At 62.7% G+C, this 23,794-nt stretch carries 25 protein-coding genes; 13 read left to right on the forward strand and 12 right to left on the reverse strand.

The annotated features are described in order from the left end of the window. Positions 1 to 11: 11 nt before the first annotated feature. The 4 genes from BM408_RS04665 to smpB all read right to left on the reverse strand — a co-directional run bounded on the left by BM408_RS04665 (position 12) and on the right by smpB (position 2,555). The gene (locus tag BM408_RS04665; RefSeq protein WP_092127456.1) at positions 12 to 875 is read right to left on the reverse strand and encodes an anti-sigma factor family protein; all 864 of its coding nucleotides are present in this window, start codon (positions 873 to 875) and stop codon (positions 12 to 14) included. A 13-nt stretch (positions 876 to 888) separates the two neighbouring features. After that, a complete protein-coding gene (locus tag BM408_RS04670; RefSeq protein WP_092127458.1) occupies positions 889 to 1,416 on the reverse strand; it encodes an RNA polymerase sigma factor in 528 nt (175 codons plus the stop codon). 73 nt (positions 1,417 to 1,489) lie between these two features. Further along, the gene (locus BM408_RS04675; RefSeq protein WP_092127460.1) at positions 1,490 to 1,864 is read right to left on the reverse strand and encodes a COG4315 family predicted lipoprotein; all 375 of its coding nucleotides are present in this window, start codon (positions 1,862 to 1,864) and stop codon (positions 1,490 to 1,492) included. A gap of 157 nt (positions 1,865 to 2,021) precedes the next feature. Then, positions 2,022 to 2,555, reverse strand: coding sequence for an SsrA-binding protein SmpB (gene smpB, locus BM408_RS04680; protein WP_228778475.1), 534 nt, complete (start codon positions 2,553 to 2,555; stop codon positions 2,022 to 2,024). A gap of 79 nt (positions 2,556 to 2,634) precedes the next feature. Between smpB and BM408_RS04685 the strand changes: the two genes are divergently transcribed. Beyond that, positions 2,635 to 3,081 carry a type II toxin-antitoxin system RatA family toxin gene (locus BM408_RS04685; RefSeq protein WP_092127462.1) on the forward strand — a complete coding sequence of 149 codons (447 nt, stop codon included), beginning with the start codon at positions 2,635 to 2,637 and terminating at the stop codon, positions 3,079 to 3,081. Next, entirely contained in the window at positions 3,068 to 3,424 is a 357-nt protein-coding gene (locus BM408_RS04690; RefSeq protein ID WP_092127464.1) for an RnfH family protein, read from the forward strand. Before BM408_RS04685 ends, BM408_RS04690 begins: the two co-directional genes overlap by 14 nt. 55 nt (positions 3,425 to 3,479) lie before the next feature. On the opposite strand, the gene BM408_RS04695 is transcribed toward BM408_RS04690, so the two are convergent. Further along, positions 3,480 to 4,019: a DUF4124 domain-containing protein gene (locus BM408_RS04695; RefSeq protein ID WP_092127466.1), complete on the reverse strand. Its 540-nt coding sequence runs from the start codon at positions 4,017 to 4,019 to the stop codon at positions 3,480 to 3,482. A gap of 198 nt (positions 4,020 to 4,217) precedes the next feature. Here BM408_RS04695 and guaB point away from each other — a divergent pair, with 198 nt between their 5' ends. The 6 genes from guaB (at position 4,218) to tadA (ending at position 10,354) form a co-directional block, all read left to right on the forward strand. Further along, the gene (gene guaB / locus BM408_RS04700; protein WP_092127468.1) at positions 4,218 to 5,687 is read left to right on the forward strand and encodes an IMP dehydrogenase; all 1,470 of its coding nucleotides are present in this window, start codon (positions 4,218 to 4,220) and stop codon (positions 5,685 to 5,687) included. Positions 5,688 to 5,758: 71 nt separating this feature from the next. Further along, positions 5,759 to 7,378: a glutamine-hydrolyzing GMP synthase gene (gene guaA / locus BM408_RS04705; RefSeq protein WP_092127470.1), complete on the forward strand. Its 1,620-nt coding sequence runs from the start codon at positions 5,759 to 5,761 to the stop codon at positions 7,376 to 7,378. A gap of 13 nt (positions 7,379 to 7,391) precedes the next feature. Next, entirely contained in the window at positions 7,392 to 7,988 is a 597-nt protein-coding gene (locus BM408_RS04710; RefSeq protein ID WP_139237301.1) for a 2'-5' RNA ligase family protein, read from the forward strand. A gap of 44 nt (positions 7,989 to 8,032) precedes the next feature. Then, positions 8,033 to 8,671: an FMN-binding negative transcriptional regulator gene (locus tag BM408_RS04715; protein WP_092128461.1), complete on the forward strand. Its 639-nt coding sequence runs from the start codon at positions 8,033 to 8,035 to the stop codon at positions 8,669 to 8,671. Between the two features lies 1 nt (position 8,672). Continuing rightward, on the forward strand, positions 8,673 to 8,897 hold the full coding sequence (locus BM408_RS04720; RefSeq protein ID WP_092127474.1) for a hypothetical protein: 225 nt from the start codon (positions 8,673 to 8,675) through the stop codon (positions 8,895 to 8,897). A gap of 65 nt (positions 8,898 to 8,962) precedes the next feature. Continuing rightward, positions 8,963 to 10,354, forward strand: coding sequence for a tRNA adenosine(34) deaminase TadA (gene tadA, locus BM408_RS04725; protein ID WP_092127476.1), 1,392 nt, complete (start codon positions 8,963 to 8,965; stop codon positions 10,352 to 10,354). On the opposite strand, the gene BM408_RS04730 is transcribed toward tadA, so the two are convergent. Continuing rightward, the gene (locus tag BM408_RS04730; RefSeq protein WP_371326989.1) at positions 10,338 to 10,955 is read right to left on the reverse strand and encodes a trimeric intracellular cation channel family protein; all 618 of its coding nucleotides are present in this window, start codon (positions 10,953 to 10,955) and stop codon (positions 10,338 to 10,340) included. The two genes, tadA and BM408_RS04730, sit on opposite strands and share 17 nt — an antisense overlap. Positions 10,956 to 11,014: 59 nt before the next feature. Between BM408_RS04730 and BM408_RS04735 the strand changes: the two genes are divergently transcribed. Further along, a complete protein-coding gene (locus BM408_RS04735) occupies positions 11,015 to 12,013 on the forward strand; it encodes an LD-carboxypeptidase (protein ID WP_092127478.1) in 999 nt (332 codons plus the stop codon). A gap of 120 nt (positions 12,014 to 12,133) precedes the next feature. Here the strand turns inward: BM408_RS04735 and BM408_RS04740 are convergent, their stop codons facing one another. Then, positions 12,134 to 12,439 (reverse strand): hypothetical protein, encoded by a 306-nt coding sequence (locus tag BM408_RS04740; RefSeq protein ID WP_092127480.1) that lies wholly within the window; start codon positions 12,437 to 12,439, stop codon positions 12,134 to 12,136. A 349-nt stretch (positions 12,440 to 12,788) separates the two neighbouring features. On the opposite strand from BM408_RS04740, the gene BM408_RS04745 reads away from it, so the two are divergent. The 3 genes from BM408_RS04745 (at position 12,789) to BM408_RS04755 (ending at position 17,892) form a co-directional block, all read left to right on the forward strand. Continuing rightward, positions 12,789 to 14,216 carry an aldehyde dehydrogenase family protein gene (locus BM408_RS04745; RefSeq protein ID WP_092127482.1) on the forward strand — a complete coding sequence of 476 codons (1,428 nt, stop codon included), beginning with the start codon at positions 12,789 to 12,791 and terminating at the stop codon, positions 14,214 to 14,216. Between the two features lie 128 nt (positions 14,217 to 14,344). Further along, complete coding sequence (locus BM408_RS04750; protein WP_092127484.1) at positions 14,345 to 15,277, forward strand: adenylate/guanylate cyclase domain-containing protein; 933 nt, start codon at positions 14,345 to 14,347, stop codon at positions 15,275 to 15,277. Positions 15,278 to 15,372: 95 nt separating this feature from the next. After that, positions 15,373 to 17,892 carry a penicillin acylase family protein gene (locus tag BM408_RS04755; RefSeq protein ID WP_092127486.1) on the forward strand — a complete coding sequence of 840 codons (2,520 nt, stop codon included), beginning with the start codon at positions 15,373 to 15,375 and terminating at the stop codon, positions 17,890 to 17,892. 18 nt (positions 17,893 to 17,910) lie between these two features. Here BM408_RS04755 and katE read toward each other — a convergent pair whose 3' ends face one another. Both katE and BM408_RS04765 read right to left on the reverse strand, forming a co-directional pair. Then, positions 17,911 to 20,085 (reverse strand): catalase HPII, encoded by a 2,175-nt coding sequence (gene katE, locus BM408_RS04760; RefSeq protein ID WP_092127488.1) that lies wholly within the window; start codon positions 20,083 to 20,085, stop codon positions 17,911 to 17,913. 104 nt (positions 20,086 to 20,189) lie between these two features. Next, positions 20,190 to 20,459 (reverse strand): hypothetical protein, encoded by a 270-nt coding sequence (locus tag BM408_RS04765; RefSeq protein WP_092127490.1) that lies wholly within the window; start codon positions 20,457 to 20,459, stop codon positions 20,190 to 20,192. A gap of 375 nt (positions 20,460 to 20,834) precedes the next feature. Between BM408_RS04765 and BM408_RS04770 the strand changes: the two genes are divergently transcribed. Continuing rightward, a complete protein-coding gene (locus tag BM408_RS04770; RefSeq protein WP_092127492.1) occupies positions 20,835 to 21,251 on the forward strand; it encodes a response regulator in 417 nt (138 codons plus the stop codon). A gap of 130 nt (positions 21,252 to 21,381) precedes the next feature. Here the strand turns inward: BM408_RS04770 and BM408_RS22890 are convergent, their stop codons facing one another. The 3 genes from BM408_RS22890 to BM408_RS04780 all read right to left on the reverse strand — a co-directional run bounded on the left by BM408_RS22890 (position 21,382) and on the right by BM408_RS04780 (position 23,656). Further along, positions 21,382 to 21,558 carry a hypothetical protein gene (locus BM408_RS22890; RefSeq protein WP_175541690.1) on the reverse strand — a complete coding sequence of 59 codons (177 nt, stop codon included), beginning with the start codon at positions 21,556 to 21,558 and terminating at the stop codon, positions 21,382 to 21,384. 361 nt (positions 21,559 to 21,919) lie between these two features. Further along, positions 21,920 to 22,705: a hypothetical protein gene (locus BM408_RS04775; protein WP_254774709.1), complete on the reverse strand. Its 786-nt coding sequence runs from the start codon at positions 22,703 to 22,705 to the stop codon at positions 21,920 to 21,922. A 222-nt stretch (positions 22,706 to 22,927) separates the two neighbouring features. Beyond that, a complete protein-coding gene (locus BM408_RS04780; RefSeq protein ID WP_092127496.1) occupies positions 22,928 to 23,656 on the reverse strand; it encodes a hypothetical protein in 729 nt (242 codons plus the stop codon). Positions 23,657 to 23,794 lie beyond the last annotated feature (138 nt).

The following is a 23,794-nucleotide window of genomic DNA, read 5'->3' on the forward strand; positions in this document are numbered from 1 at the left end:
CGCGGGCAGGCCTAGAGCTGCTGGTACACCAGCTCCGCCAGCTTCATCAGTTCATCGCGCGACACGGCGCCGCTCAGCGCATAACCAAAGCCTTGGTCCACCCAGTAAAAAGAAGGCACAGGGCCGTCGCCGCTGTAGCGGAAGGCGGTTTCCTGTGCGGCTGATGGTGGCGTTTGAGGTGCTTTGGCTGGGGAGGCGGGCAAAGCCGCATCGATAGCGCCCAGGTACAGCGTCAATCGCAAGCCGGCCTGGTTCTGGAACATGAACTGCGCGCGGGCGCCGCCGTCGCCGGACAACAAGCGCCCGCCAACCAGCTCATAGCCCTGTGCCGCCAGCACCGGCACCTTCAGCGGCCGGCCCACACGTTTGGAGAGCCACTGCACCAGGTGCTCCTGCTGCGCGGCCGTGACCTCAACGGGATGCCGCACCTCGGGCGAAAACACGGCATGCGCGAGCGAGGCCTGGTGCACAAACGATTGAGCCGAACCTGCCGAAGCCAGTTGCCGGGATGCCGGCGGATTGCCGAGCTGCCCATGCGACAGCCAGCCCACGCCAAATGCCAGCACCACGGCGGCTGCCATGCCGCCCCAGCGCTGCCATTGGTCGATCTGCCGCCTGCCGGCCTGGCTGCGGCGCGCGGCGGCCAGCAGCGCGTCAGGGACGGCTTCGTCCAGCAGCGGACGGTGCAGGGCGCGCAAGGCCTCGCGCTGGGCCTTCCAGGCTTGCAGGGTGTCCTGGGCTGCGGCGTCCTTGCCCAGTTGCGCCTCAAGCTCCGCCTGGCGGGCGGGCTGCAGCTGGCCGTCGACCAGTGCATTGATCCTGTCATGCAGAAGTTCACCGTGGGCGGCGCGTGATGTGTCGTGGTTTTTTTCCATGGAGGTCCTGCCTTTACTTCAGGCGCCTGAGCTGTGCCGGTGCATTGGCGGCCTGCGCAGATGCCGGGGCATCCATCAACTCGCGCAGGCGGCTGCGCGCGCGCGACAGGCGGGACATGACGGTCCCCACCGGTACGCCGGTGATTTTGGCAACTTCCTCATACGTGAGGTCTTCCAGGCTGACCAGCAGCAGCACGATCCGCTGGTCTTCCGGCAGGCGCAACAGGCAACGCTGCAAGTCCAGGGACTGGGCCGTGCCTGCTTCCGGCGCTGCCAGTTCGTTTTCGACATCGTCGACGTTGACCGTGGCGCCCGCCGCCGCCTGACGCATGGAGCGGCGGACCTGGTTGATGAAAACGTTGTGCATCAGCGTGAACAGCCACGCGCGCAAATCGCTGCCCGCCACCCACAAGCGCCATTTGGAGCAGGCCCGCTCCAGCGTGTCCTGCACCAGGTCGTCCGCCATCCAGGCGTCACCCGTCAGCGCGCGCGCATAGCGGCGCAGGCTGGGGATGTGATCGGTCAGCGGAAAGTGGGTCATGTGTCTGAAGCCTGCGCCCATCGTAACGAAGCCTGCCCGCGCAGGGGAGGGTCACACGACAGGCGCCACGGCATCAGGGTTTGGCGATGTGCCAGATGCCTCCGACGTTGTCGCCGGTCTTGTCGCCGGGCTTGGTGTCTTTGGCCCAGTAGTACAGCGGCTTGCCTTTCATGGCCCATTGCTTTTTGCCGTCGTCACGCGTGACGACCGTGTAGTCGCCGGCCGCCTTGTCGGCGTCCGCAGCCATCAGGGGTGGCCAGTTGGTGGCGCAGGGGCCGTTGCAGACGGACTTGCCGCTGCCCGCGGTGTCGCGGTCAAAGACATAGAGCGTCATGCCGTTCGGGCCTACCAGCATGCCGTCGGCCACTTTGGCCGGGCTGCTGGCGGTCATGGAGGCGCAACCGCCGAGCAGGGCGGCCGTCAAAAGGGCGGTAGACAGCAATTTCATGGAATTCTCCGGTAGGTTTTTGGGTGAGACATCGGTCTGCAGGCCAGGTTTGAAGCTGGCTGCACACGGATAAACACCGGCCGGAGCCGGTTTATTCCATTGCCGGAGAAAAATAAACGGGATGGCTGCCTTCAGGAGGCAGCGTAGCCGCAGCCGGTCAGCGGTTGCGGGACTTCATCGCGCGCTCGACTTCGCGCTTGCCTTCGCGGTCCTTGATGGTGTCGCGCTTGTCGTGCTCGCCCTTGCCCTTGGCCAGGCCGATTTCGCACTTCACCTTGCCGGCCTTCCAGTGCATGTTCAGCGGCACCAAGGTAAAGCCTTTTTGCTCGACCTTGCCGATCAGGCGGCGGATCTCTTCCTTGTGCATCAAGAGCTTCTTGGTGCGCACCGAGTCCGGACGCACGTGGGTCGACGCCGTGCCCAGCGGGTTGATCTGGCAGCCGATGATAAAAAGCTCGCCGCCGCGCACCACCACATAGCCGTCCGTGAGCTGCACCTTGCCTTCACGCAGGGACTTCACCTCCCAGCCCTCCAGCACCATGCCCGCCTCAAAGCGCTCTTCAATGTGGTAATTAAAAAGCGCTTTTTTGTTGTCGGCAATGCGCACAGCCGCCGCGGCAGCCTTGGGGGAAAGATTGGCGGAGGGCGTTGCGGCCGATTTTTTGGAGGAGGATGCTTCTTTGGTGGCCATGTATAAAAGATAAGGGCGAATTTTGAAAAGTACAGAGCCGCTAAGGTGGCTAATACAATTGCGCCCAGCCTCTGATTGTATGAAAACCGTTCACAAGTCCGTTTTAATCTGGTACAGCGCCGCCGAGATGTTTGCTCTTGTGACGGATATCGACCGCTATCCCGAATTTTTGCCCTGGTGCGACCAGGCCTCCGTGCTGGAGCAGGATACCCACGGCATGACCGCCAAGGTGGGCATTTCCTTTGCCGGCCTCACGCAAAGCTTCACCACCCGCAACACCCACCAGAAAGACCGCAAGGTCAGCTTGAAGCTGGTCGACGGCCCTTTTTCAAAACTCGACGGCCATTGGGATTTCACGCCGGTAGGCAAGGGCGGTGAAAGAGCCTGCAAAGTCGAGTTCACCCTGCGCTATGACTTTGACAATGCCGCGCTGGCGGCCCTGGTAGGCCCGGTATTCGAAAAGATTGCCGGCAGCCTGGTCGATGCCTTCGTCAAGAGGGCTTCGGACGTCTATGGTGAAGCCTGAAGGCACGGCGCCTCTGAAGGTCGCCATGGTTTATTCACCTGCGCCGCGTCAGGTTCGCCAATGGGCGCTGGAACTGGCAGGCGGCACAACGGTTGCGCAGGCGCTGGAAGCCAGCGGTATCTTGAAGGAATTCCCGGAATTGCAAGGCGCACGCCTGGTACTGGGCCTCTGGGGCCGGAAAACCACGCCAGGGCATGTGCTGCTGGAGGGCGACCGCCTGGAAATCTACCGCGGCTTGCGTGTCGACCCCAAGGTCGCGCGCCGGGAACGGTTCAACCGGCAGGGCGCCAAACGGGCAGGGCTTTTTGCCAAGACCCGGGCCGGTGCCAAAGCCGGGTACTAAAGCTGGATATCAGACCTTGGGGTACCGGCGCTAGCTGCGCCGGTAACACTGCAATTTATTTGCACTCGGCCTCAATAGAGCCCTGAATCCGTTTGATTTCCGCCGCTTTGGCGTTGTCGTCCATATATTCACGCTCGCCTTTGGCGTTGGTGACCGTGATTCTCTGACCCGATTGAAAGGTGGCCAGCGCTTTTTTGTTGCGGTCGCAGTTCTCCGCCTTGACTTTGGCTACCTTTTCTTCTTCTGCCTTTTTCTTGGCGGCTTCTTCCTCTTCCGCCTGTTTTTTCTTGGCTTCGAGTTGTGGATCCTTGCCCGGCAGCTTGAGGGCACCTGGGTTGTTTTTGGCTACCGGGGCGGCAGTGGCGGCAGGCGCAGCGGCCGCATCTTCGCTGGGTGCTACGGGTGGGGCGGCCACTCTGGCGCCCGGCGGCCTTTTCAGGATGTTTTTTTCCAGGATATCCGCCGGCGGCGAACGGTCGCTGTAAACCTTGCGGCCGTCTTTGTCGATCCATTGCCACTGGGCCAGCGCCGGGATTGCGAAGGCCGCACCGGCCACAGCCAGAAGAAGTGTTCTTGAAACGGGTTTGAAGTCCATTTCGCGAGTGTAGCGCTGTGCCGCGCCGTTTTCCGCATGTACCCGCGCAAAGCAGCCTTTTTACAACTGGGCGCGACAAGGGGTTGGCCGGCAGCCCCCACCGGTGCGAGGGATGCCCGGGGGACGCCGGGGGACGCTAGGGTTAGTACCGACGGGTCTTTACGACAAGGGTACAATCGTGTTTTTGGAGCCATCCCTATGCGCCTACTCGGCAAAGCGCTCACCTTCGACGACGTATTGTTGGTGCCAGCGTTCTCCCAGGTCCTGCCCAAGGACACTTCACTTTCCACCCAGTTCTCCCGAAACATCCGCCTGAACCTGCCGCTCGTGTCGGCCGCCATGGACACGGTCACCGAAGCCCGGCTGGCCATCGCCATTGCGCAAGAAGGCGGCATTGGCATCGTTCACAAGAACCTCACCGCCCAGCAGCAGGCCGCTGAGGTCGCCAGGGTCAAGCGCTATGAAAGCGGCGTTCTGCGCGACCCGGTTGTCATCACCCCCACCCACACCGTACGCCAGGTCATGGCCCTGAGCGAGCAGCTCGGCATCTCCGGTTTCCCCGTCATTGACGGCGGCCGGGTCGTCGGCATCGTGACGGGGCGCGACATGCGCTTCGAATCGCGCATGGATGTGCCGGTCAGCACCATCATGACGCCGCGCGAGCGCCTGATCACCATCTCCGAAACCGCCTCACTGGCCGATGCCAAGGCCTTGCTGAACAAGCACCGCCTCGAGCGCGTCCTGCTGGTCAATGACAACTTCGAGCTCAAGGGCCTGATCACCGTCAAGGACATCACCAAACAAACCACCTTCCCCAATGCCGCACGCGACTCGCACGGCCAGCTGCGCGTGGGCGCCGCCGTCGGGGTGGGTGAGGGCACTGAAGAGCGGGTCGAAGCGCTGGTCAAAGCCGGCGTCGACGCCATCGTGGTGGACACCGCCCACGGCCACAGCAAGGGCGTGCTAGACCGGGTGCGCTGGGTCAAGCAGAACTACCCCCAGGTCGACGTGATCGGCGGCAACATCGCCACCGGCGCCGCCGCGCTGGCACTGGTTGAGGCCGGCGCCGACGGCGTCAAGGTCGGCATCGGCCCCGGCAGCATCTGCACCACCCGCATCGTTGCCGGTGTGGGCGTTCCGCAGATCATGGCCATCGACAACGTGGCTACCGCCTTGCGTGGCACCGGTGTCCCGCTCATCGGCGACGGCGGCATCCGCTACAGCGGCGACATTGCCAAGGCAATCGCCGCCGGCGCCAACACGGTCATGATGGGCGGCATGTTTGCCGGCACCGAAGAGGCTCCGGGTGAAGTGATCCTCTTCCAGGGCCGCAGCTACAAGAGCTACCGCGGTATGGGCAGCATTGGCGCCATGCAGCAAGGCAGCGCCGACCGCTACTTCCAGGAATCGAGCACCGGCAACCCCAATGCCGACAAGCTGGTGCCCGAAGGCATTGAAGGCCGCGTCCCCTACAAGGGCTCCATGGTCGCCATCGTGTTCCAGATGGCCGGCGGCCTGCGGGCCAGCATGGGCTACTGCGGTTGCGCCACCATCGAAGACATGCGCGACAAGGCCGAGTTCGTGGAAATCACGTCCGCCGGCATTCGCGAAAGCCATGTCCACGATGTACAGATCACCAAGGAAGCGCCGAACTACCGGGCCGATTGAGCCCCCAAGCGGCCTGAGGCGTCTGATAAACCAGACGCCTTTTTCTTTTTTTGCCTTGGAGTTACACCCTCATGCAGCACCAGAAAATCCTCATCCTCGATTTCGGTTCCCAGGTCACCCAGCTGATCGCCCGCCGCGTGCGCGACGCCCATGTGTTCTGCGAAGTCCACCCCTGCGACGTCAGCGACGATTGGGTCCGCGAGTACGCCAAAGACGGCACGCTCAAAGGCGTCATCCTCTCCGGCAGCCACGCCAGCATCTACGAAGAAACCACCGACAAGGCGCCGCAAGCCGTCTTTGAACTGGGCTTGCCGGTGCTGGGCATCTGCTACGGCATGCAGGCCATGGCGCACCAGCTGGGCGGCAAGGTCGAAGGCGGCCACAAGCGCGAATTCGGCTCCGCCGATGTGCGGGCCCGCGGCCACACCGCGCTGCTCAAGGACATCGCCGACTACACCACGCCTGAAGGCCAGGGCATGCTCGATGTCTGGATGAGCCACGGCGACAAGGTCACCGAAATGCCGCCGGGTTTCAAGCTCATGGCCTCGACCGATTCCTGCCCCATCGCGGGCATGGCCGATGAAGAGCGCCGCTTCTATGCGGTGCAGTTTCACCCCGAAGTCACCCACACCAAGCAGGGCAACGCCATTCTCAAGCGCTTTGTGCTGGATATCTGCGGCACCCGACAGGACTGGGTCATGGGCGACTACATCAGTGAAGCGGTCGAAAAGATCCGCGCGCAGGTCGGCGACGAAGAGGTCATCCTGGGCCTCTCCGGCGGTGTTGATTCCTCGGTGGCTGCCGCGCTGATCCACCGCGCCATCGGCGACCAGCTGACCTGTGTTTTCGTCGACCACGGCCTGCTGCGCCTGAACGAGGGCGACATGGTCATGGAAATGTTTGTCGGTAAGCTGCACGCCAACGTAATCCGCGTCGACGCCAGCGACCAGTTCCTGGGCCACCTGGCCGGCGTGAGCGAGCCTGAGGCCAAGCGCAAGATCATCGGCCGCGAATTCGTCGAAGTCTTCAAGGCCGAAGCCGCACGGCTCAAGGCCGGCACCGGCGGCCACAAGGGCGCCAAATGGCTGGCCCAGGGCACGATTTACCCCGATGTCATCGAATCCGGCGGCGCCAAGAGCAAAAAAGCCGTCACCATCAAGAGCCACCACAACGTGGGCGGTTTGCCCGAACAACTGGGCCTCAAGCTGCTCGAGCCCTTGCGCGAGCTGTTCAAGGACGAAGTCCGTGAACTCGGCGTTGCACTCGGATTGCCGCACGACATGGTCTACCGCCATCCGTTCCCTGGCCCGGGCCTGGGCGTGCGCATCCTGGGCGAAATCAAGAAGGAATACGCCGACTTGCTGCGCCGCGCCGACGCGATCTTCATTGAAGAGCTGCGCAACTTCAAGGACGCCGAAACCGGTAAAACCTGGTACGACCTCACCAGCCAGGCCTTCACCGTCTTCCTGCCGGTCAAAAGCGTGGGCGTGATGGGTGACGGCCGCACCTACGACTACGTGGTGGCCTTGCGCGCGGTGCAAACCAGCGACTTCATGACGGCCGACTGGGCCGAGTTGCCCTACGCGCTGCTCAAAAAGGTGTCGGGCCGCATCATCAACGAAGTGCGCGGCATCAACCGCGTGACTTACGACGTGAGCAGCAAGCCGCCGGCAACGATTGAGTGGGAGTGAAGCCGCGCCAATGATGAGCCCGGAAGCAAGGGAACTCACGCCAGCGCCCAGGCCTGGCGTCGACAACGTCTTTTTCGCGTTGGTGCCTGAAGGCCAGGCCGGGGCGCAGGCCATCGATATCCAGAGCAGCTTCCTGCCGCAGCTGGGCCATAAGCCTTACCTGGTCCCCGAAAGCTGCCTGCATGTGTCCCTGCTGGACATCGGCATCAAAAAGAACCTGGTCTTACGGTCTTTCGAATCGACCATTGCCATGGCGAAAGAAGCGGCAGACAAATTCAGCGCCGGCTCTTTCGAAGTCGGCTTTGACCAGGCTTTGAGTTTTAACGCCAAGGCGGCGCCGAAAAAGGCCTTTGTCCTGCAAATGGGCGAGGGCAGGGAGCAGGTTCTGGCGCTGTGCAAAAAACTCAAACTTTGCCTGGCGATGGCCGGCGTCCATTCAGACGACAAGGCCGCAGCGCCGCACATGACCCTGGCGCGCGCGGTGCAAACCATCCCGCTCACAGAGGTCTCACTGGTGCGCTGGACGGCAACCCGGCTGGTTCTGGTTCACAGTGTTGTAGGCGACACACGCCACATTCACCTCCAGAGCTGGCCGCTGCCGCCGCATTGACGCTCGCTATCTGAATTTCGGGTTTTTGGCCTATGCTTCAGGCCATGTACATGCCACCCCAATTCAAAGGCGACCGGGAAAAGGCCGCTGCACTGATCCAGGAAAACCCCTTTGCCAGCCTGATCAGCATCGACGACGCCGGCCTGCCGTATGTCACGCACTTGCCGCTGCATCTGGAAGACCGAGGCGAGCAACTCGTGCTGCTGGGCCACGTGGCCAAGCCCAATCCGCACTGGCGCTACCTGCAGGCGCGGCCGCGGGCCGTGGTGACCTTTCTCGGGCCCCATGCTTATCTGTCGCCCAAGGTCTACCCCGACCTGGCGCGGGTGCCGACCTGGAACTACCTGGCTGTGCATTGCACGGTGCAAGCGACGCTGATCGAAGACCCTTCGGCCAAGGACGCGCTGCTGAAAAAGCTGATTGGTGACCACGAGCCGCCTTATGCCCAGCAGTGGCGTGACCTGGGCGAAGAGTTCGGTCACAAGATGATGGCCGGCATCGTGGGCTTTGAACTGCTGGTGGCCGACTTTCAGTGCAAGATCAAAATCAACCAGCACCGGCGTGAGTCGCATGCCGCCATGAGGGCGACGTACGCCGCCGGTAATGAGAACGAGCGCAGCCTGGCCGGCTGGATGACCCGCCTGGGCATGGCCACCGGCAGCGACACCCCAACGGAGACTTGATATGCGCGGTATTTTCAGCATCGTGGGCCTGCTGGTCGTAGTGGCCATCATCGGCCTGCTGGTCAAAAAGCAGTTGAGCACTCCGGTCGCCGTGCCGTCGGCCCCAGGCACGCCTGCCATCTCCGCTAATGCCCCGCCGCAGGTGCAGAGCCAGCAAGCGCAGCAGCAGGTCAAGCAGGCCGTCGACAGCGCCATGCAGGCCCGCCCCATGCCCGAAGAAAAGTAGTTTGATAGAAGAACCGGCTCCCGCCCAGGCCGCATCCGGGAAATTAGCTTTGAGAACCATCGCGAATGAGTGACGCACTCTTCATGCAGCAAGCCCTTGCGCAGGCCCGTGAAGCGGCTGCCGCAGGCGAAGTGCCGGTCGGTGCGGTGGTGGTGCATAAGGGCAAGGTGATTGCCACCGGCCGCAACGCCCCCATAGACGGCCATGACCCGACGGCCCATGCCGAAATCACGGCCCTGCGCGCCGCAGCGCAGGCGATGGGCAACTACCGGCTCGACGACTGCGAGCTGTTTGTCACGCTGGAGCCTTGCGCCATGTGCAGCGGCGCCATGCTGCATGCGCGGCTCAAGCGGGTGGTGTTTGGCGCGCTTGATCCCAAAACCGGCGCGGCAGGCTCGGTGCTCAATCTGTTTGCAGAACCTCGCCTCAATCACCAGACCGAACTGCAAGGCGGCGTGCTGGCGCCGGACTGCGGCGAGTTGCTGCAGGATTTTTTTCGCCAGCGCAGGGCTGACAAGCGCGAAGAGTCCCGGTTGGCCCACCCGCTGCGCGATGACGCGCTGCGTACGTCCGACGCCGCGTTTGATGACTTGCCGGGCTATCCCTGGCAGCCCCGCTATATCAGCGACCTGCCGGCATTGGGCGGCTTGCGCATGCATTACCTGGATGAAGGCGAGGGTGGCCAGGGGGGCGTGACTTACCTATGTCTGCACGGTAACCCCGCCTGGAGCTACCTCTACCGCAAGATGATCCCGGCGCTGCTGGAAGCTGGGCACCGGGTGGTTGCCCCCGACCTGATCGGCTTCGGTAAAAGCGACAAACCCAAGAAAGACAGCTTTCACAGCTTCAGCGTGCACCGCCAGATACTGCTTGAACTGGTGGAAAGGCTGGACCTGCAAAACGTCGTCCTCGTGGTGCAGGACTGGGGCGGTTTGCTCGGTCTCACGCTGCCCATGGCCGCACCCCAGCGCTACAAGGGCCTGCTGGTCATGAATACGACCCTGGGCACCGGCGATGCGCCACTGCCCGCAGGCTTTATCGCCTGGCGCGAGATGTGCGCCAAAAACCCCGAGTTTGACGTGGCACGTCTCTTTGCCCGCGGCAACCCGCAAATGAGCCCTGCGGAATGCGCCGCCTACAACGCGCCGTTTCCAGACAAAGGGCATCGAGCCGCGCTGCGCGCCTTTCCGCCCATGGTGCCGGACGCACCCGATGCGGATGGCGCCGCCGTTTCACGCCAGGCACGCAGCTTCTGGCAAAACGACTGGACAGGCCAGACACTGATGATGGTGGGGGCGCAAGACCCGGTGCTGGGCCCGCCTGTCATGCAGCAGTTGCAGGCCCTGATCCGTGGTTGCGGCGAGCCTGTGGTGCTGCCGCAGGCCGGCCACTTTGTGCAGGAACACGGCGAGCCAATTGCGCAGCAAGCCCTGCGGTTCTTCAGCCCGCCAGCTTGAAGACCGGCAAATGCCAGCCCAGGAAGATGGCGCTCAGCCGCAGCGCCACCACGGTCACCAGGCCCGCGCCGAACGCCCATGAGGGTTTGAGGCCCAGGGCCTTCAGCACCAGATACAGCACAATGCCGGCGATCGCCGCGCTGGCATAAATGTCCTGGCGCAGCAGCAGGGGGATCTGGTTGCTGCAGATGTCGCGCATCACGCCACCGGCCACGCCGGTCATGGTGCCCATCAGCACCACGATGATGGGCGACAGCCGCGCCGCCTCGGCCAGTTGCGCACCCGACAGCGCAAACAGGGCCAGCCCCATGGCATCGGCCACCAGCAGGGCCTGCGCCGGAATCGGCAAGAGCTGCACATACAGCACCGTCCCCAGCGCCGCCGCGCAAATCACCAGCAGGTAGGTGGGCCTGGCCATCCAGAACACCGGATGGCGGTTCATCAGCAGGTCACGCAGGGTACCGCCGCCAATGGCCGTCAGCGACGCCAGCACCAGGACACCCAGCAAATCAAGCTGCAGGCGGCCCGCGGCAAGCGCGCCACTGACTGCAAACACGGCAACACCGAAGAGATCAAGCAGGTAAAGAAGCATGGTGGCCATGTTTATACCTGCTGAGCGGCGGTAGCAGGCAAGGGGACGGCAGTGGGATACTTGCACCCGTGAAAAAACATATCTACATCTATTCCCCTTCCAGCGCGGTGCGCGACAAAGCAGGTTTCAAGCGCGGCATCAAGCGCCTCGAGTCCCAGGGACATGCGGTTGAAATCGATACCGATGCACTGGCTCGCCACCAGCGTTTTGCCGGCGACGACGACACCCGGCTGGCCGCCATCCACCGCGCGGCCGCCAGCGGCGCCGACATTGCCCTGATCTCGCGCGGCGGCTATGGTCTGACACGCATCCTGCCGGGCATCAACTACAAGGCCGTTGCCAAAGCCATCGCAGGCGGCACCCGTTTTGTCGGCCTGAGCGACTTCACCGCCTTCCAGATGGCGGTGATGGCCAAAACCGGTGCGGTGACCTGGGCTGGCCCCGCGCTCGGTGAAGACTTTGGCGCCGAAACGCCGGACGACATCATGGAAGCCTGTTTTGACGACCTGATCACCGGTCAGGGCGAGGGAACCGGTTGGCAGCTTCCCAAGCCTGCGGCGGATGCTGTGGCCGACCGACCGGCCAAGACGGGATTCACCGTCAAGGATGCCGTGCTCTGGGGCGGCAACCTGGCGATGCTGTCTTCACTGGTGGGCACACCTTACCTGCCGGCCGTCAAAGGCGGCATCCTGTTTATTGAGGACGTCAGCGAGCACCCATACCGGGTGGAGCGCATGCTGACGCAGTTGCTGCACGCCGGGGTGCTGGCGCAGCAAAAGGCGATTGTTTTCGGGCAGTTCACCAACTACAGCCTGGTGCCGCACGACAAGGGCTTCAAACTGGCCTCCGTGATCGCCTGGCTGCAGGGCAAGGTCAAAGCCCGCGTGCTGACCGGCCTGCCGTTCGGCCACGTCCCCACCAAGGTGCTGTTGCCCGTGGGCCAGAAAACCAGCCTGGTGGTGGCGGGCAGGGACGCGTTCTTGCTCTGGGGCCACCTGCATGGCGAACACGAGCATCACGGCCATGGTCCGCACGACGGCCACGGCCATCACCATCACGCCCATTGAGCGCTTCGGCCCCGTTTTGGGGCCGTTTGTGGCGGTTCCTGGCTGCAAGCGGGCAAAAATAAACCAGCGCGAAGCTGGTTTAAAAAGCCTTGGAGGCCAGGAAGAAACTGAAAGAAAATTTCAGGTGGTCAGCGGGCTCGAGCGTGAGCTGAGGCCACGAGGCAGCATGCCTTTGAACTTGTCGCTGATGCGGCTGACTTTTTCGCGGGCGATGGTTTCACCATGCATGGCGGCCAGCACGGCCATCACGTCTCCACGGGTGTACCAGAGGCCCTGCACGTCCTGTGCGTAGCGCACGCGCCGGGTGATCTTGGGATAGTGTTTTTCGCCGAACTCACCGAGTTCGTCGAGGATGTATTCGCGAATTTCTTCGGTGCGGTCTTCCAGTACGGAAGGTGTCACTTCACCGGACCCTAACAAGGCCATGAAACTGCTTTTCAGATTGGGTTTTAGCCAGCGCATGTGTTTCACAACTTTCTACCGGATATCCGTGGGTATTTGTTTGCGTTCCCATGGAACGGCTTCTTCTGTTAGATTAAGACTGCCCGGGTTCATATGCAAGGTGTTTTTCGTGAAATGGTTAACGTAAAACAACAAATGAATCAAGGAGTTAGTAACCAGATGTCATGTCGATTCTGGTATTGAACAGTGTTTAAATCTTTAGGCTTACAGTTAATTTCAGCTGTGAGTCTAAAGTCACCGCCCGTTTTTCCCGGCATTATTCACCTCTTTTCAGGCCTCTTTCGAGGTCTTGCAGACCCCCATGAGCACACAAATGACCGTTTACCCTGCGCACTACATCAACGGCCAATGGGTCAAGGCCCAGTCCTCCGAAACCCTGCCAGTCCATGACTCCAGCACCGAAGCCGTGATGGCGACGGTGCCCTCCGGCACGGCTGCCGAAGCCGAAGCCGCCGTGCTCGCCGCACGCGCCGCATTTGAGAGCTGGTCCACATTGCCTGTCGAGACCCGTGCGGCTTACCTTGACAAGGTAGCGGCCGGCGTCAAGGCCCGCACCGAAGACCTGGCGATGGCGATTGCCCGCGAGGTCGGCATGCCCCTGAAGATGGCCCGCATGGTTCAGGTCGGCGGCCCAGCCTGGCACTGGGGAAACTTCGCCAAAGTGGCGCGCCAGTTTGAGTGGGAGAAAAAAGTCGGCAACTCCCTGGTGGTGCGTGAGCCCATCGGCGTGGTGGGCTGCATCACACCATGGAACTTCCCGCTCAGCCAGATCACGCTGAAGATCGCCCCCGCCATGGTGGCCGGCTGCACCGTCGTGCTCAAGCCCAGCGAAATCGCACCGGTCAACGCCATGATCCTGGCCGAAATCATCCACGAGGCAGGCCTGCCGCCCGGTGTTTTCAACCTGGTCAACGGCCCCGGCCCCGTGGTCGGCGAAGTGCTGGCGACACACCCGGAAGTCGACATGGTGAGCTTTACCGGCTCCACGCGCGCGGGCAAACGTGTGGGCGAGCTGGCCAGCCAGTCAGTCAAGCGGGTGGCGCTTGAGCTGGGCGGCAAGTCGGCCAGCGTGGTGCTGGACGACGCCAACTTCGAAGCCGCCATCAAGGGCACCGTGTCGGCCTGCATGCTCAACAGCGGGCAGACCTGTTCGGCCCATACGCGCCTGCTGGTTCCGGCAGCGCGCTATGAAGAAGCCAAAGCCCTGGCCCAGGCCGCCATCGCCAAATTCAGCATAGGCCCCAGCCTGGAAGAAACCAGCCGGCTAGGCCCGCTGGTCAGCGCCGCGCAGCGTGACCGCGTGCTGGGCTTTATCCGCACCGGCATTGAAGAGGGCGCAGACGTCATCGCCGGCGGTGCCGACGCGCCGGCCATCGCCAAGGGCTACTTTGTCCAGCCCACGATTTTGGGGATCAAGGCTTCCGACACCCTGGCCCAGGAAGAGATCTTTGGCCCCGTGCTGGTGGTCATCACCTACAAAGACGAAGATGAAGCCGTGGCCATCGCCAACAGCACCATCTACGGCCTGGGCGGCGCCGTCTGGAGCGGCTCTGATGAACATGCCATGAAGGTGGCACGCCGATTGCGTACCGGTCAGGTGGACATCAATGGCGGGCCCTTTAACGGCCAGGCGCCGTTTGGCGGCTACAAGCAGTCGGGCAATGGCCGGGAGAACGGCGTTTACGGATTTGAGGAGTTCCTGGAATTCAAGGCGATGCAACTCAAACCCAGTGCGGACTGAAGCCCGGCAGGTCAGGCAAGGCAACGGAGCAGGGGCCGCCCAGCGGCCCCGGTCTTCAGTGTCTGACTCCCGTCACATCGCTATGCTTTAATCACTAACAATAACTACAAGCAGTTACACCACACCGTATGGCAGAAGTTACCGTCGTTTTTGCCGATCTCACAGGAAGTACCGGGGTATTTGAGTCACTGGGCAACGCCAAGGCGACCCAGGCGATCACCCGGCTCACCCAGTGGATAGGCAAGGTCTGTGAAGCCTATCGCGGCCATGTCGTCAAATACCTTGGCGATGGCGTGCTGGTCGTGTTTCCCGACAACACCGATGCCGTCGACGCCGTGATCGAGCTGCAGCGCGTGCACCGCGACCGTATCCGCAACTGGCCCGAACAACTCAAGATGAAGTTGCAACTGGGCGTCGCGCGCGGTGAAATCGTCGAGCAGGACGGCGACTGCTTCGGAGATGCCGTCAATCTAGCGTCACGCCTGAGCGATTTGTCCGGCCCCGACCAGATCCTGGCGACCGAAAACGCTATCAAACAACTTCCGTCCGATACGCTGGTGCGCTCCAGAAACCTGGGCGCGATGGAGATCCGGGGCCGCGTCGAGTCCTGCATGGTGCACCGGATCGAGTGGCAATCTGAAGTTGCATCAGAGTCGTTCACCGTGCCGGCCAGCCTGCCGGTTGCCCCGGCCAAGCCCGGCAGCCCGGCGGCGGCCATTGAGTTGTCCTGGCTGGACATCAACACGGCGTTTGTATCGAACGAGCTGCCGATCTTTCTGGGCCGCGACCACGACGCGGAGTTTGTCGTGCAAGACCCGCGCGTCTCGCGCAGGCACGCCAGGATCGAGTGGCGCGCCGGCAAGTTCTACCTGGAAGACGTCAGCAGCTATGGCACCTGGGTGCGGTTTTCCGACAGCGCGGCCGTCGTCGCGCTGCGCCGGCAGGAATGCGTCCTGCTGCTCGAAGGCGAAATCGCGCTCGGCGCGCCCTTTGAAGATTTCACGGTGCCTACCGTCAGTTTCAAGTTCGCTGACGGCAAAGTGCATTTGAAGGAAAAATAGCACCGGCGCATCTTGCCCGGCTCCCCGCAGCCAGCCTGCCGGGCAGCGCCACGCCACAGGCCGCACGCAAGCGGCCATCTATACGGAGCGTGATCTTGATCTGGTTCAAACGGTTGTTCACAGGCCTGCTGGTGCTGGTGCTATTGGCCGCGGCGGCATTGGCTGTCTACGCCTACCGGGCGTTTCCCGTCCTCGACGGTGAGCTGCAGGCCGCGGGTCTGCAAGGCCCCGTAGCGCTTGAGCGCGACAAGGCCGACGTCACCCATATCAAAGCCCAATCGCCGCATGACGCCTGGTTCGCGCTCGGTTATGTGCATGCGCAAGAGCGCGGCTGGCAGCTGGAGTTCAACCGGCGCGTCATGCACGGCGAGCTGTCCGAGGCTTTCGGCCCCGCCACGCTGGAGACCGACAAGCTGCTGCGCACCCTGGGTGTGGTGCGCGCCGCCGAGCGGCAGTGGCAAAACCTGCCGGCCGAAGGGCGCGACGCCATGCAGGCTTACAGCGACGGCATCAACGCGTTTTACGCCAACTCATCGCAGGCGCTCTCACCCGAATTCCATATCCTGGGCGTCAAGCCGGGTGGTCCTTCCGGCAAGGCCTGGTCACCCACCGACAGCCTGGCCTGGTCGCTGATGATGGCGCTGGACCTGGGCGGCAACTGGGGCACGGAATTCGCACGGCTTTATGCCGCCCGCACACTGAAGACGGCGGAGCTCTGGCAACTGTTTCCGCCTTACCCGGGCGAGCAGCCCGCCTCGGACGTGGACTTTTCAAAGCTCTATGCCGACCTGGGTGTCTACCGTGCCGGCACTCCGGCCGCTACCCAAAAAGTATCGGCATACGATCGAATTCATATCCCCGAAGCTTCATCGGCAGAAACGCCCCTGGTCGCCGGCGTCAACGACTGGGCCGCCACGCTCGGCCAGGCTGACGGCAAGGGCTCCAACAACTGGGTGGTAGCCGGCAGCCACAGCCGCACCGGCAAACCGCTGCTCGCCAACGACCCGCATCTGGGCCTGTCCGCACCGGCGATCTGGTACTTCGCGCGCCTGCAGGCCGAGGGCCTGGACGTCGTAGGCGCCACCTTGCCGGGCCTGCCTTTTGTGGTGCTGGGGCGCACGCAAAAAGTGGCATGGAGCTTCACCAACACGGCTCCGGATGTGCAGGACCTGTACCTGGAGCAGGTCAACCCGGCCAATCCCAGGCAATACCGGCTTCCTCGCGTTCCGGGCAGCACCCCAACGGCAGAGGCCTGGGCAGACTTTCAGACCCGCGAAGAAACCATCAAGGTCAAGGGCCAGCCCGATGTGGTGCTGACCGTTCGCGAAAGCCGCCACGGCCCGGTGCTCAGCGACGTGCAGAAGTCGCATGCCGACCTGCTGGACACCAGCAAATACGTCATTGCGCTGCGCTGGGCCGCCCTCGACGCAGACAACCAGACCGTGCTGGCAGGGCTGCGCGCCAACCGGGCCCAATCGGCTGACGAAATGATCGCCGCCTTTGCCGCCTACCACTCGCCCATGCAAAACCTGGTGACGGCAGACGTCGCCGGCCGCATGGCCTTCAAGGCCGCGGGCAAAGTGCCGCTGCGCAAACCCGACAACGACATCCGCGGCATCGCGCCATCGCCCGGTTGGGACGCCCGCTACGACTGGGCAGGCTGGGTGCCCTACGCGCAGACGCCGCAAACCGGGCAGGGCGAAATCGAGGCCAAAGGCTGGCTCTCGACCGCCAACCAGCGCATCACGCCGCCCAACTTTCCCATCTTCATGGGCCAGGACTGGACCGTGCCTTACCGCTACAACCGGATTGAGCAGTTGCTCGCCGCCACGCCGCAGCACGACATGGCATCGATGCAGAAGATTCAGGCCGATCAGCTGTCGGCAGCCACCGCCAAACTGCTGCCGTTTTTGCAGAAAACGCTCTCGCAGCCGGGAGGCCACGCGCTCGCCGATGCGGCACGGCAGGCCACGGCAGGTTTTGACGGCACCATGCGCGCCGACCAGGCCGCGCCGCTGATATTTGCCGCCTGGGCCGATGAACTCACGCGCGGCATCATTGGCGCCAAGCTCGGCGAGCCGGCACTGGCCACGCTCTACGGCAAGCGTCATTTCAGGAGCACGCTGGAAGATGTCCTGGAGCGCAACGACGCCAACTGGTGCGGCGCTGCAGGTTGCGCGGCGCAATCCACCGCAGCACTGGGCCGCGCGCTGAACCGCCTGCAAGCGGCCTATGGCGCCGACGTGAGCAGCTGGACATGGGGCAGGGCCCACCCCGCGCTCTCGGCCCACAAGCCCTTTGGCAATGTGCCTTTGCTGGCGCGGTTTTTTGACGTTCGCGTCCCGACCGGCGGCGACACCTTTACCGTCAACGTCGGTCAGTACTGGGCCACCAGCGACGCCACACCTTTCGCCAACCGGCAGGCGGCGTCATTGCGGGCAGTCTATGACATGGCCGACCTGGAGAATTCCCGCTTTATTTACCAGACGGGGCAAAGTGGGCTGGTATTTTCCAGCCGTTATCGCGACATGCGGGACGACTGGGCCGCCGTGCGGTACCGGCCCCTGCAGATGAACCCGCCCGCCTGGGCGCACCAGCTCACGCTGCGGCCCTGAGGCGGTCCCTGCTAACGGTCAGGCGGGGATGGCGTCGACGTTGAGCCTGTCCCAGTGGCGGTGCAGGGCCATGGCGGCCATGAAATCCTGCGACACCTGCCCATCGGTGACTTTGCGCGCATCGGCAATGATCACGCCAGGCGTCGGCACATGCGGCGTCTCCGGGTCTTTGCCCATGCTGAAGCCCAGCGTGCCCAGCAGTTGCACGCCGTCATTGACGGCGCAAATCGTCTTGCAGTGCTTGTAGGCCTCCAGCACAAAGTGCACTGCTTCACCCATCGCCCCCAGAGCTGCGGCGCTGTCGCTCCCGCCAGGAATCAGCACGGCATCAAACATCACGGAAGGCATGTTGGTGAAGGTGTGGTCTACCGCCAGTTGCCGCCCCGACGATGTGCTGATGGTGCCCAGGTGCGGCGCGATCAGCTTGCATTGGGCGCCGGCGTCCTGCAGGTCTTGCTGCAGGCGCTTGAGCGCGCCGGCCTCCACACCGTCGGCCACCAGGATGGCCACCTTGCGGGTTTTCACACTGCCGCCGGGCCGGCCCACCATGCGCAGGGCCGGGTCTTCTTCCACTTTGCTGGTAATCCGGTAGTCGCGAAAACCCAGGCGGCCCGCCGCGGCCTTCGGGTCGGGCGGCTTGATGCCCAGCGGCGCCGCCACACGAGCGGCCAGCTTCAGGTCTACATGGGCCAGGTTGTCCACAATGCGCTGGCGCACGTCGGGCGTTTCGACGTTGGAAAGCTCGAAGCGAAAAGCCGCCACGATATGGTCTTTTTCGATGGCGCTCTGGCTGTTCCAGAACAGCGTGGCCTGCGAAAAATGATCGTCAAAGGACGGGCTGCGGCGCCGGACTTTGGGCGGCTCCAGCTCTTCCGGGTAAGACTGAAAGCCTTGCGCGCCGCCATCCACCCTGAATTCAGTACCGTTGCCCAAGGTGTTGGGTTCATAAGCAACCCGGCCCTTGGCAATCGTCTGCCGGTGCAAGCCGTCGCGCTGGAAGTTGTGCATGGGGCACACCGCACGGTTGATCGGAATCTCATGGAAATTCGCGCCACCCAGGCGTGAGAGCTGTGTGTCGGTGTAAGAGAAAAGACGCCCCTGCAACAAGGGGTCGTTCGAGAAATCGATGCCCGGCACCAGATGCCCCGGGTGAAATGCCACCTGTTCGGTCTCGGCAAAAAAATTGTCCGGGTTCCGGTTCAGCACCATCTTGCCAATCAGCTGCACCGGCACCTGTTCTTCCGGGATCAGTTTGGTCGGGTCCAGGATGTCAAAGCCGAGTTCGGCTTCCTTGCCTTCATCCACAATCTGCACGCCCAGCTCCCACTCAGGGAAGTCTCCGCGCTCAATCGCCTCCCACAGGTCGCGGCGGTGAAAGTCGGCATCCTTGCCGGCAATCTTCTGTGCCTCGTCCCACATCAGGCCGTGCACACCGAGCTTGGGCTTCCAGTGGAACTTGACGAAAGACGACTCGCCCCGCGCATTGATAAAACGAAAAGCGTGAACACCGAAGCCTTCCATCATGCGCAGGCTGCGCGGGATGGCCCGGTCCGACATGGCCCACATCAGCATGTGGGTGGACTCCGGCATCAGCGAGGCAAAGTCCCAGAAGGTGTCGTGCGCGCTAGCCGCCTGCGGCATCTCGTGATGAGGTTCCGGCTTCACCGCGTGGATCAGGTCGGGAAACTTGATCGCGTCCTGGATGAAGAAGACCGGAATGTTGTTGCCTACCAGGTCGTAGTTGCCCTCGGAGGTATAGAACTTGACGGCAAACCCGCGAACATCGCGCACCGTGTCGGCCGAACCCTTGGAGCCCGCCACGGTGGAAAAGCGGACAAACACCGGCGTTTCCACATCGGGGTCCTGCAAAAAAGCGGCGCTGGTGTACTGCACCATGGACTTGTAGGGTTTGAAATAGCCGTGCGCGCCGGAGCCGCGCGCATGCACCGCCCGCTCGGGGATGCGTTCATGGTCGAAGTGGGTGATTTTTTCGCGGAGGATGAAGTCCTCCAGCAGGGTGGGGCCGCGCACGCCGGCCTTGAGTGAATTGTGGTTGTCCGGCAGCTGCAAGCCCTGGTTGGTCGTCAGCACAGGCGCTGCGGCTGCGGTAAAGGTTTCAAGTTGTGCTTTTTTGTCCCTGGCGCTGTCCGTACTTCGGCTTGAGTTTGGCGCATTGCGCTTGGATGGCGGCATGAGGAGTCCTTGATTGAATTAAAAAGAGAGCAGGGGAGCCCGGTGTCAGGTGCCAGCCACCGGGTGGGTCGGAGAAAAGGAAATGTTGCGGCGCGGCACCGCGATCACGAATCGAGCAGGCCTTCCAGCACTTTCACGCCGGCCAGCAGCGCCAGCGCCCCGACCGTTCCGGCCAGGCACCAGGCCATAAATTCCTGAACGATCTCTGCCAGGGTGTCCGGCAGGGCCATCGAGAATAAAAAGAGGCCGGCCGCGCACACCAGCACGGTGAGGAAGGCATGCAGCAGGTCGATATCTTTGGGGTTGGCGCGAATTCGCCAGGTTGTGAACCACCCGGCAGCCAATCCCGTCATCAGTCCGACCAGCAGTTTCATGATGTGTCCCCGAAGTTTTGCGGTGTTTACCAGCCCATTTACGAGCGATTTGCCAGCGTCACTGGCTCCGTAGGCAGACCTTACGCGTCACGCGCGGGCACACCAGTAGCCGGATGACGGCCTCCTGTGTAAGGCCTTTCTTTTCCTCGCGTAAGACATCGCTTACCGGGACTTATCAGGAGATGGGGCAACGAGTGCGCCTGCGCAAAAAGTGCTGCTGCCGAATTCCGCCGTAGCCTTTTCTCCTACACAGGCTTGCTGGGACTTCCGGCAAAACGGGCCTTCGGGGTGACTTAAATTGATACCCATGAAAGACATTCACACCACCGGCATGGGCGCCATGAGCGGCCCGGCCTGGCAAGCAGGAACCGGCCCATGAAAATGAGAACCTACCTGGTGGAAGACAACCCCACCATCCGCGAGAACCTGATCAGCACCCTGGAAGAGCTGGCGCCCGTCAAGGCCGTCGGCTCGTCTGAAGCCGAACAGGAAGGCGCCGAGTGGCTCACCCGCCACGATGAGCACTGGGACCTCGCCATTGTTGACCTGTTCCTCAAGCAAGGCAGCGGCCTTCACGTGCTGGAGGCATGCCGCCGGCGCAGCCCGCTTCAAAAAGTCGTGGTGTTCAGCAACTACGCAACGCGCGAAATGCGGACACGCTGCGCCGAACTGGGCGTAGACGCCGTCTTCGACAAATCCACCGAAATCGATTGCCTGCTGGCGTATTGCGTCACACAAAGCCAGAAGCTGGGTACGGTGGCCAATGACGACAACCAGTTGCAAACCGCCTAATTGCAAACTGCCTAAGTACAAACCGCCTGAGCCTGCCCATGTCTACGGTTCTATCAACCCAGCTGCCCCCGCCGATACCGGCCTCTGCACTGCCCAACGGCGGGTCACGGGCACTGACGGACGATGTTTTTCAATCAGCGGAAGAAGCTGTGCTGGTGCAAAGCGCTTTGCCGGACGCCTTGCCACCCGGTGCGGCTGCAATGACCCGAAACACCGGCAGGTCCGTCATGCAGGCCGTGCGGTCGCAGGTGGCGGCCAGGCCCTGCGAGGCGGCTTTGCTGGCTGCCGCCGCCGGGGCGCTGGCCATGTGGGCGGTACGACGGCATTGGGCTGGGCGATTCGGTCCTTTTGATACCTACTGACAGCCGCTGAGCAAACGCGGCCGCCCTTGGCTGCGAACCTTGCAGCGCGCACTTTCCCTCATGGAGTTTTTCTATGCCCCTTCATTTGCATGTCCCTGTGCCGCAACCCAGTCCCGGCGCTCCCAGTTATGTGCCCAATGAGGTTCCTCCGCTGATTGTTCCGCCGGAGCCCGGCACCCCGCCTGAGGTGACAGACCCTCCGCCGGCAGAGCCGACGCTGCCCATTCGGGAGCCGGCAACCAACGTGCCGCCGCAAGCCATACAGCACTGAGCGAATTCACCAGCGGGCCCTGGACTGGCCCTGGCTTAGAGCAGGGTTTGCTGGCGCTGGTATTCCGCTCTTTTCATGACCAGGTAGCTTTCCTTGTCGACCTCGCGGAGCTGGCGGGGGTATTGCTCCGTCGCATCAAACCAGTGCGACAGGCGCAGCTCAAGCTGCTGGGCCGCGGGTTTGTCGAGCGAGGCCAGGTAGGCCTCAATCGCAAGGTAGTAGCGCATGGTGTTGCGCTCGACGGCGCCGCGCATGCCTTCCACATACACAGTGCCCGGCCCTTGCCGTATCTGGGTGAAGCCGACCTTTCCCGTTCCCACAGTGGCCAGGTAGCCCTGCATGGCCAGACGGCTGGCCACGTTGTAGCCGTACGAGTAGCGCATATGCATAAAGGTTTTGCCGCCGGGCAAGGGCACGGCTTGCAGTTCGATCCGGTAATTGCTGGTGCCCAGCGGGCCTTTGTCGGCCTGCAGCTGGGCAGACAGATAGCCTGGCGACGCGGCAGCCAGCCGGTAGGCAAACTGCAGCGAATAGGCATCGCCCAATTCCTGAGGCGTCTTCTTGCCCACACTCACCTTGAGCATGCTGGGGCTGCCGTCCGAACCCGCGTGGCAGTATTTGGTGTTGATGTGCAGTATCAGCATCTCGCACCAGCGGTGCGGGCTCTTGAAGGTGGCGCTGACGGTGCTGAATGGCGAATCGAGCACGGCATATGCATTGCCGCTGACGGTATTGCCGCCCTCCGACGACTCCAGAACCAGGGGCCTGCGGTAAGCGTTTTCCGCCAGCTGTTTTGCCAGCGCCGAATGCTTTTCAAGCAAGGCCGCTGCGCCAGGCTCTGTAGTGGGCTCGGCTACGTGCTGTGCATGAAGGCTGCCGGCGAGGGCGATGCCCGCAGCCAGACAGACTAGCCGTAAAACAAAATTCCGGAGGGTGTGCATGGCCCCAGTTTGCCAGCACAAAAGCAGCACTTTGGCGATACGCTCCACCGTCCTACAGCAATCGTTGAAACAGGGCGTAAGGCGGTGGCCGCCATGGCCCGTTCAGGCCTGCCCGGCTGTCATCAAATCCTTGCGGCTGCTCTCAGCAGCCTCCACGGCAGACTGAAAGTGGAGGACAGCCTCATCTTCGGTATGGCTCAGGCGGGCAGATTCGCCGGCCAGCGCCTCGACATCGCCCCATCCAATTTTCCGGTAGGGCTTGCCGGCCGGCATGCTTGCGGCCGCCAGCGTGTTTTTCAGGGTAATCCGGATGGAAAGACCGTCCCCGGAAGGCTCAGCTTCCACCAGAATATTTCTGGGTGCAGCCGCAGCATCGGTGAGGGCCAGCACGGCCGCCGTGAATGCATTGCGCAATGCCGACAGGGGCAACTGCCCATCAGCCTGCTCGGCCCTGTTTTCAATGGAAAAGCCTTTGAAGGACAGCTCAGTGGCCACCATGGCCAGGCATTGGGTGATGCCTGTGCCCACGGCAACCAGCGGGTCGTCCTTGGGGGCAAACCAGCTCATGAGATCAACACAGGATGCCGCGGCCTCTTTGGACAGCGCCACGATGTCGCGCGCATTCTTCAGCAAGGCTTCGGGGTCGGAGTCAGGCTTTTGCAATCGCCTCTCTAGCATGCCGGCCACCATGGCGATGGGCTGCAGCGAGCCGGCCATGTTGTGGCGGATGACAGGCGCCAGCCGCCGCATCAGCGCATAACGCGCCGCTTCTGCAAAACGTGTTCTTGTCTCGAAATCCTGATCTGCCATGCGGTTTGTCTCACTGTTCATGATGCCTGCGCCATCTATTTATCTGTGCTGCTGGAATGCTTCGCGTAATTCATGCCCTGGCGGCAGCTTGACCGGCTTTACTGGCTTGGCCGGACACATTTGCTGCACTATTTTTCAAGGCGTAACTGAAAAATATAC

The organism is Polaromonas sp. YR568, assembly GCF_900116715.1.
Taxonomy (GTDB): domain Bacteria; phylum Pseudomonadota; class Gammaproteobacteria; order Burkholderiales; family Burkholderiaceae_C; genus Polaromonas.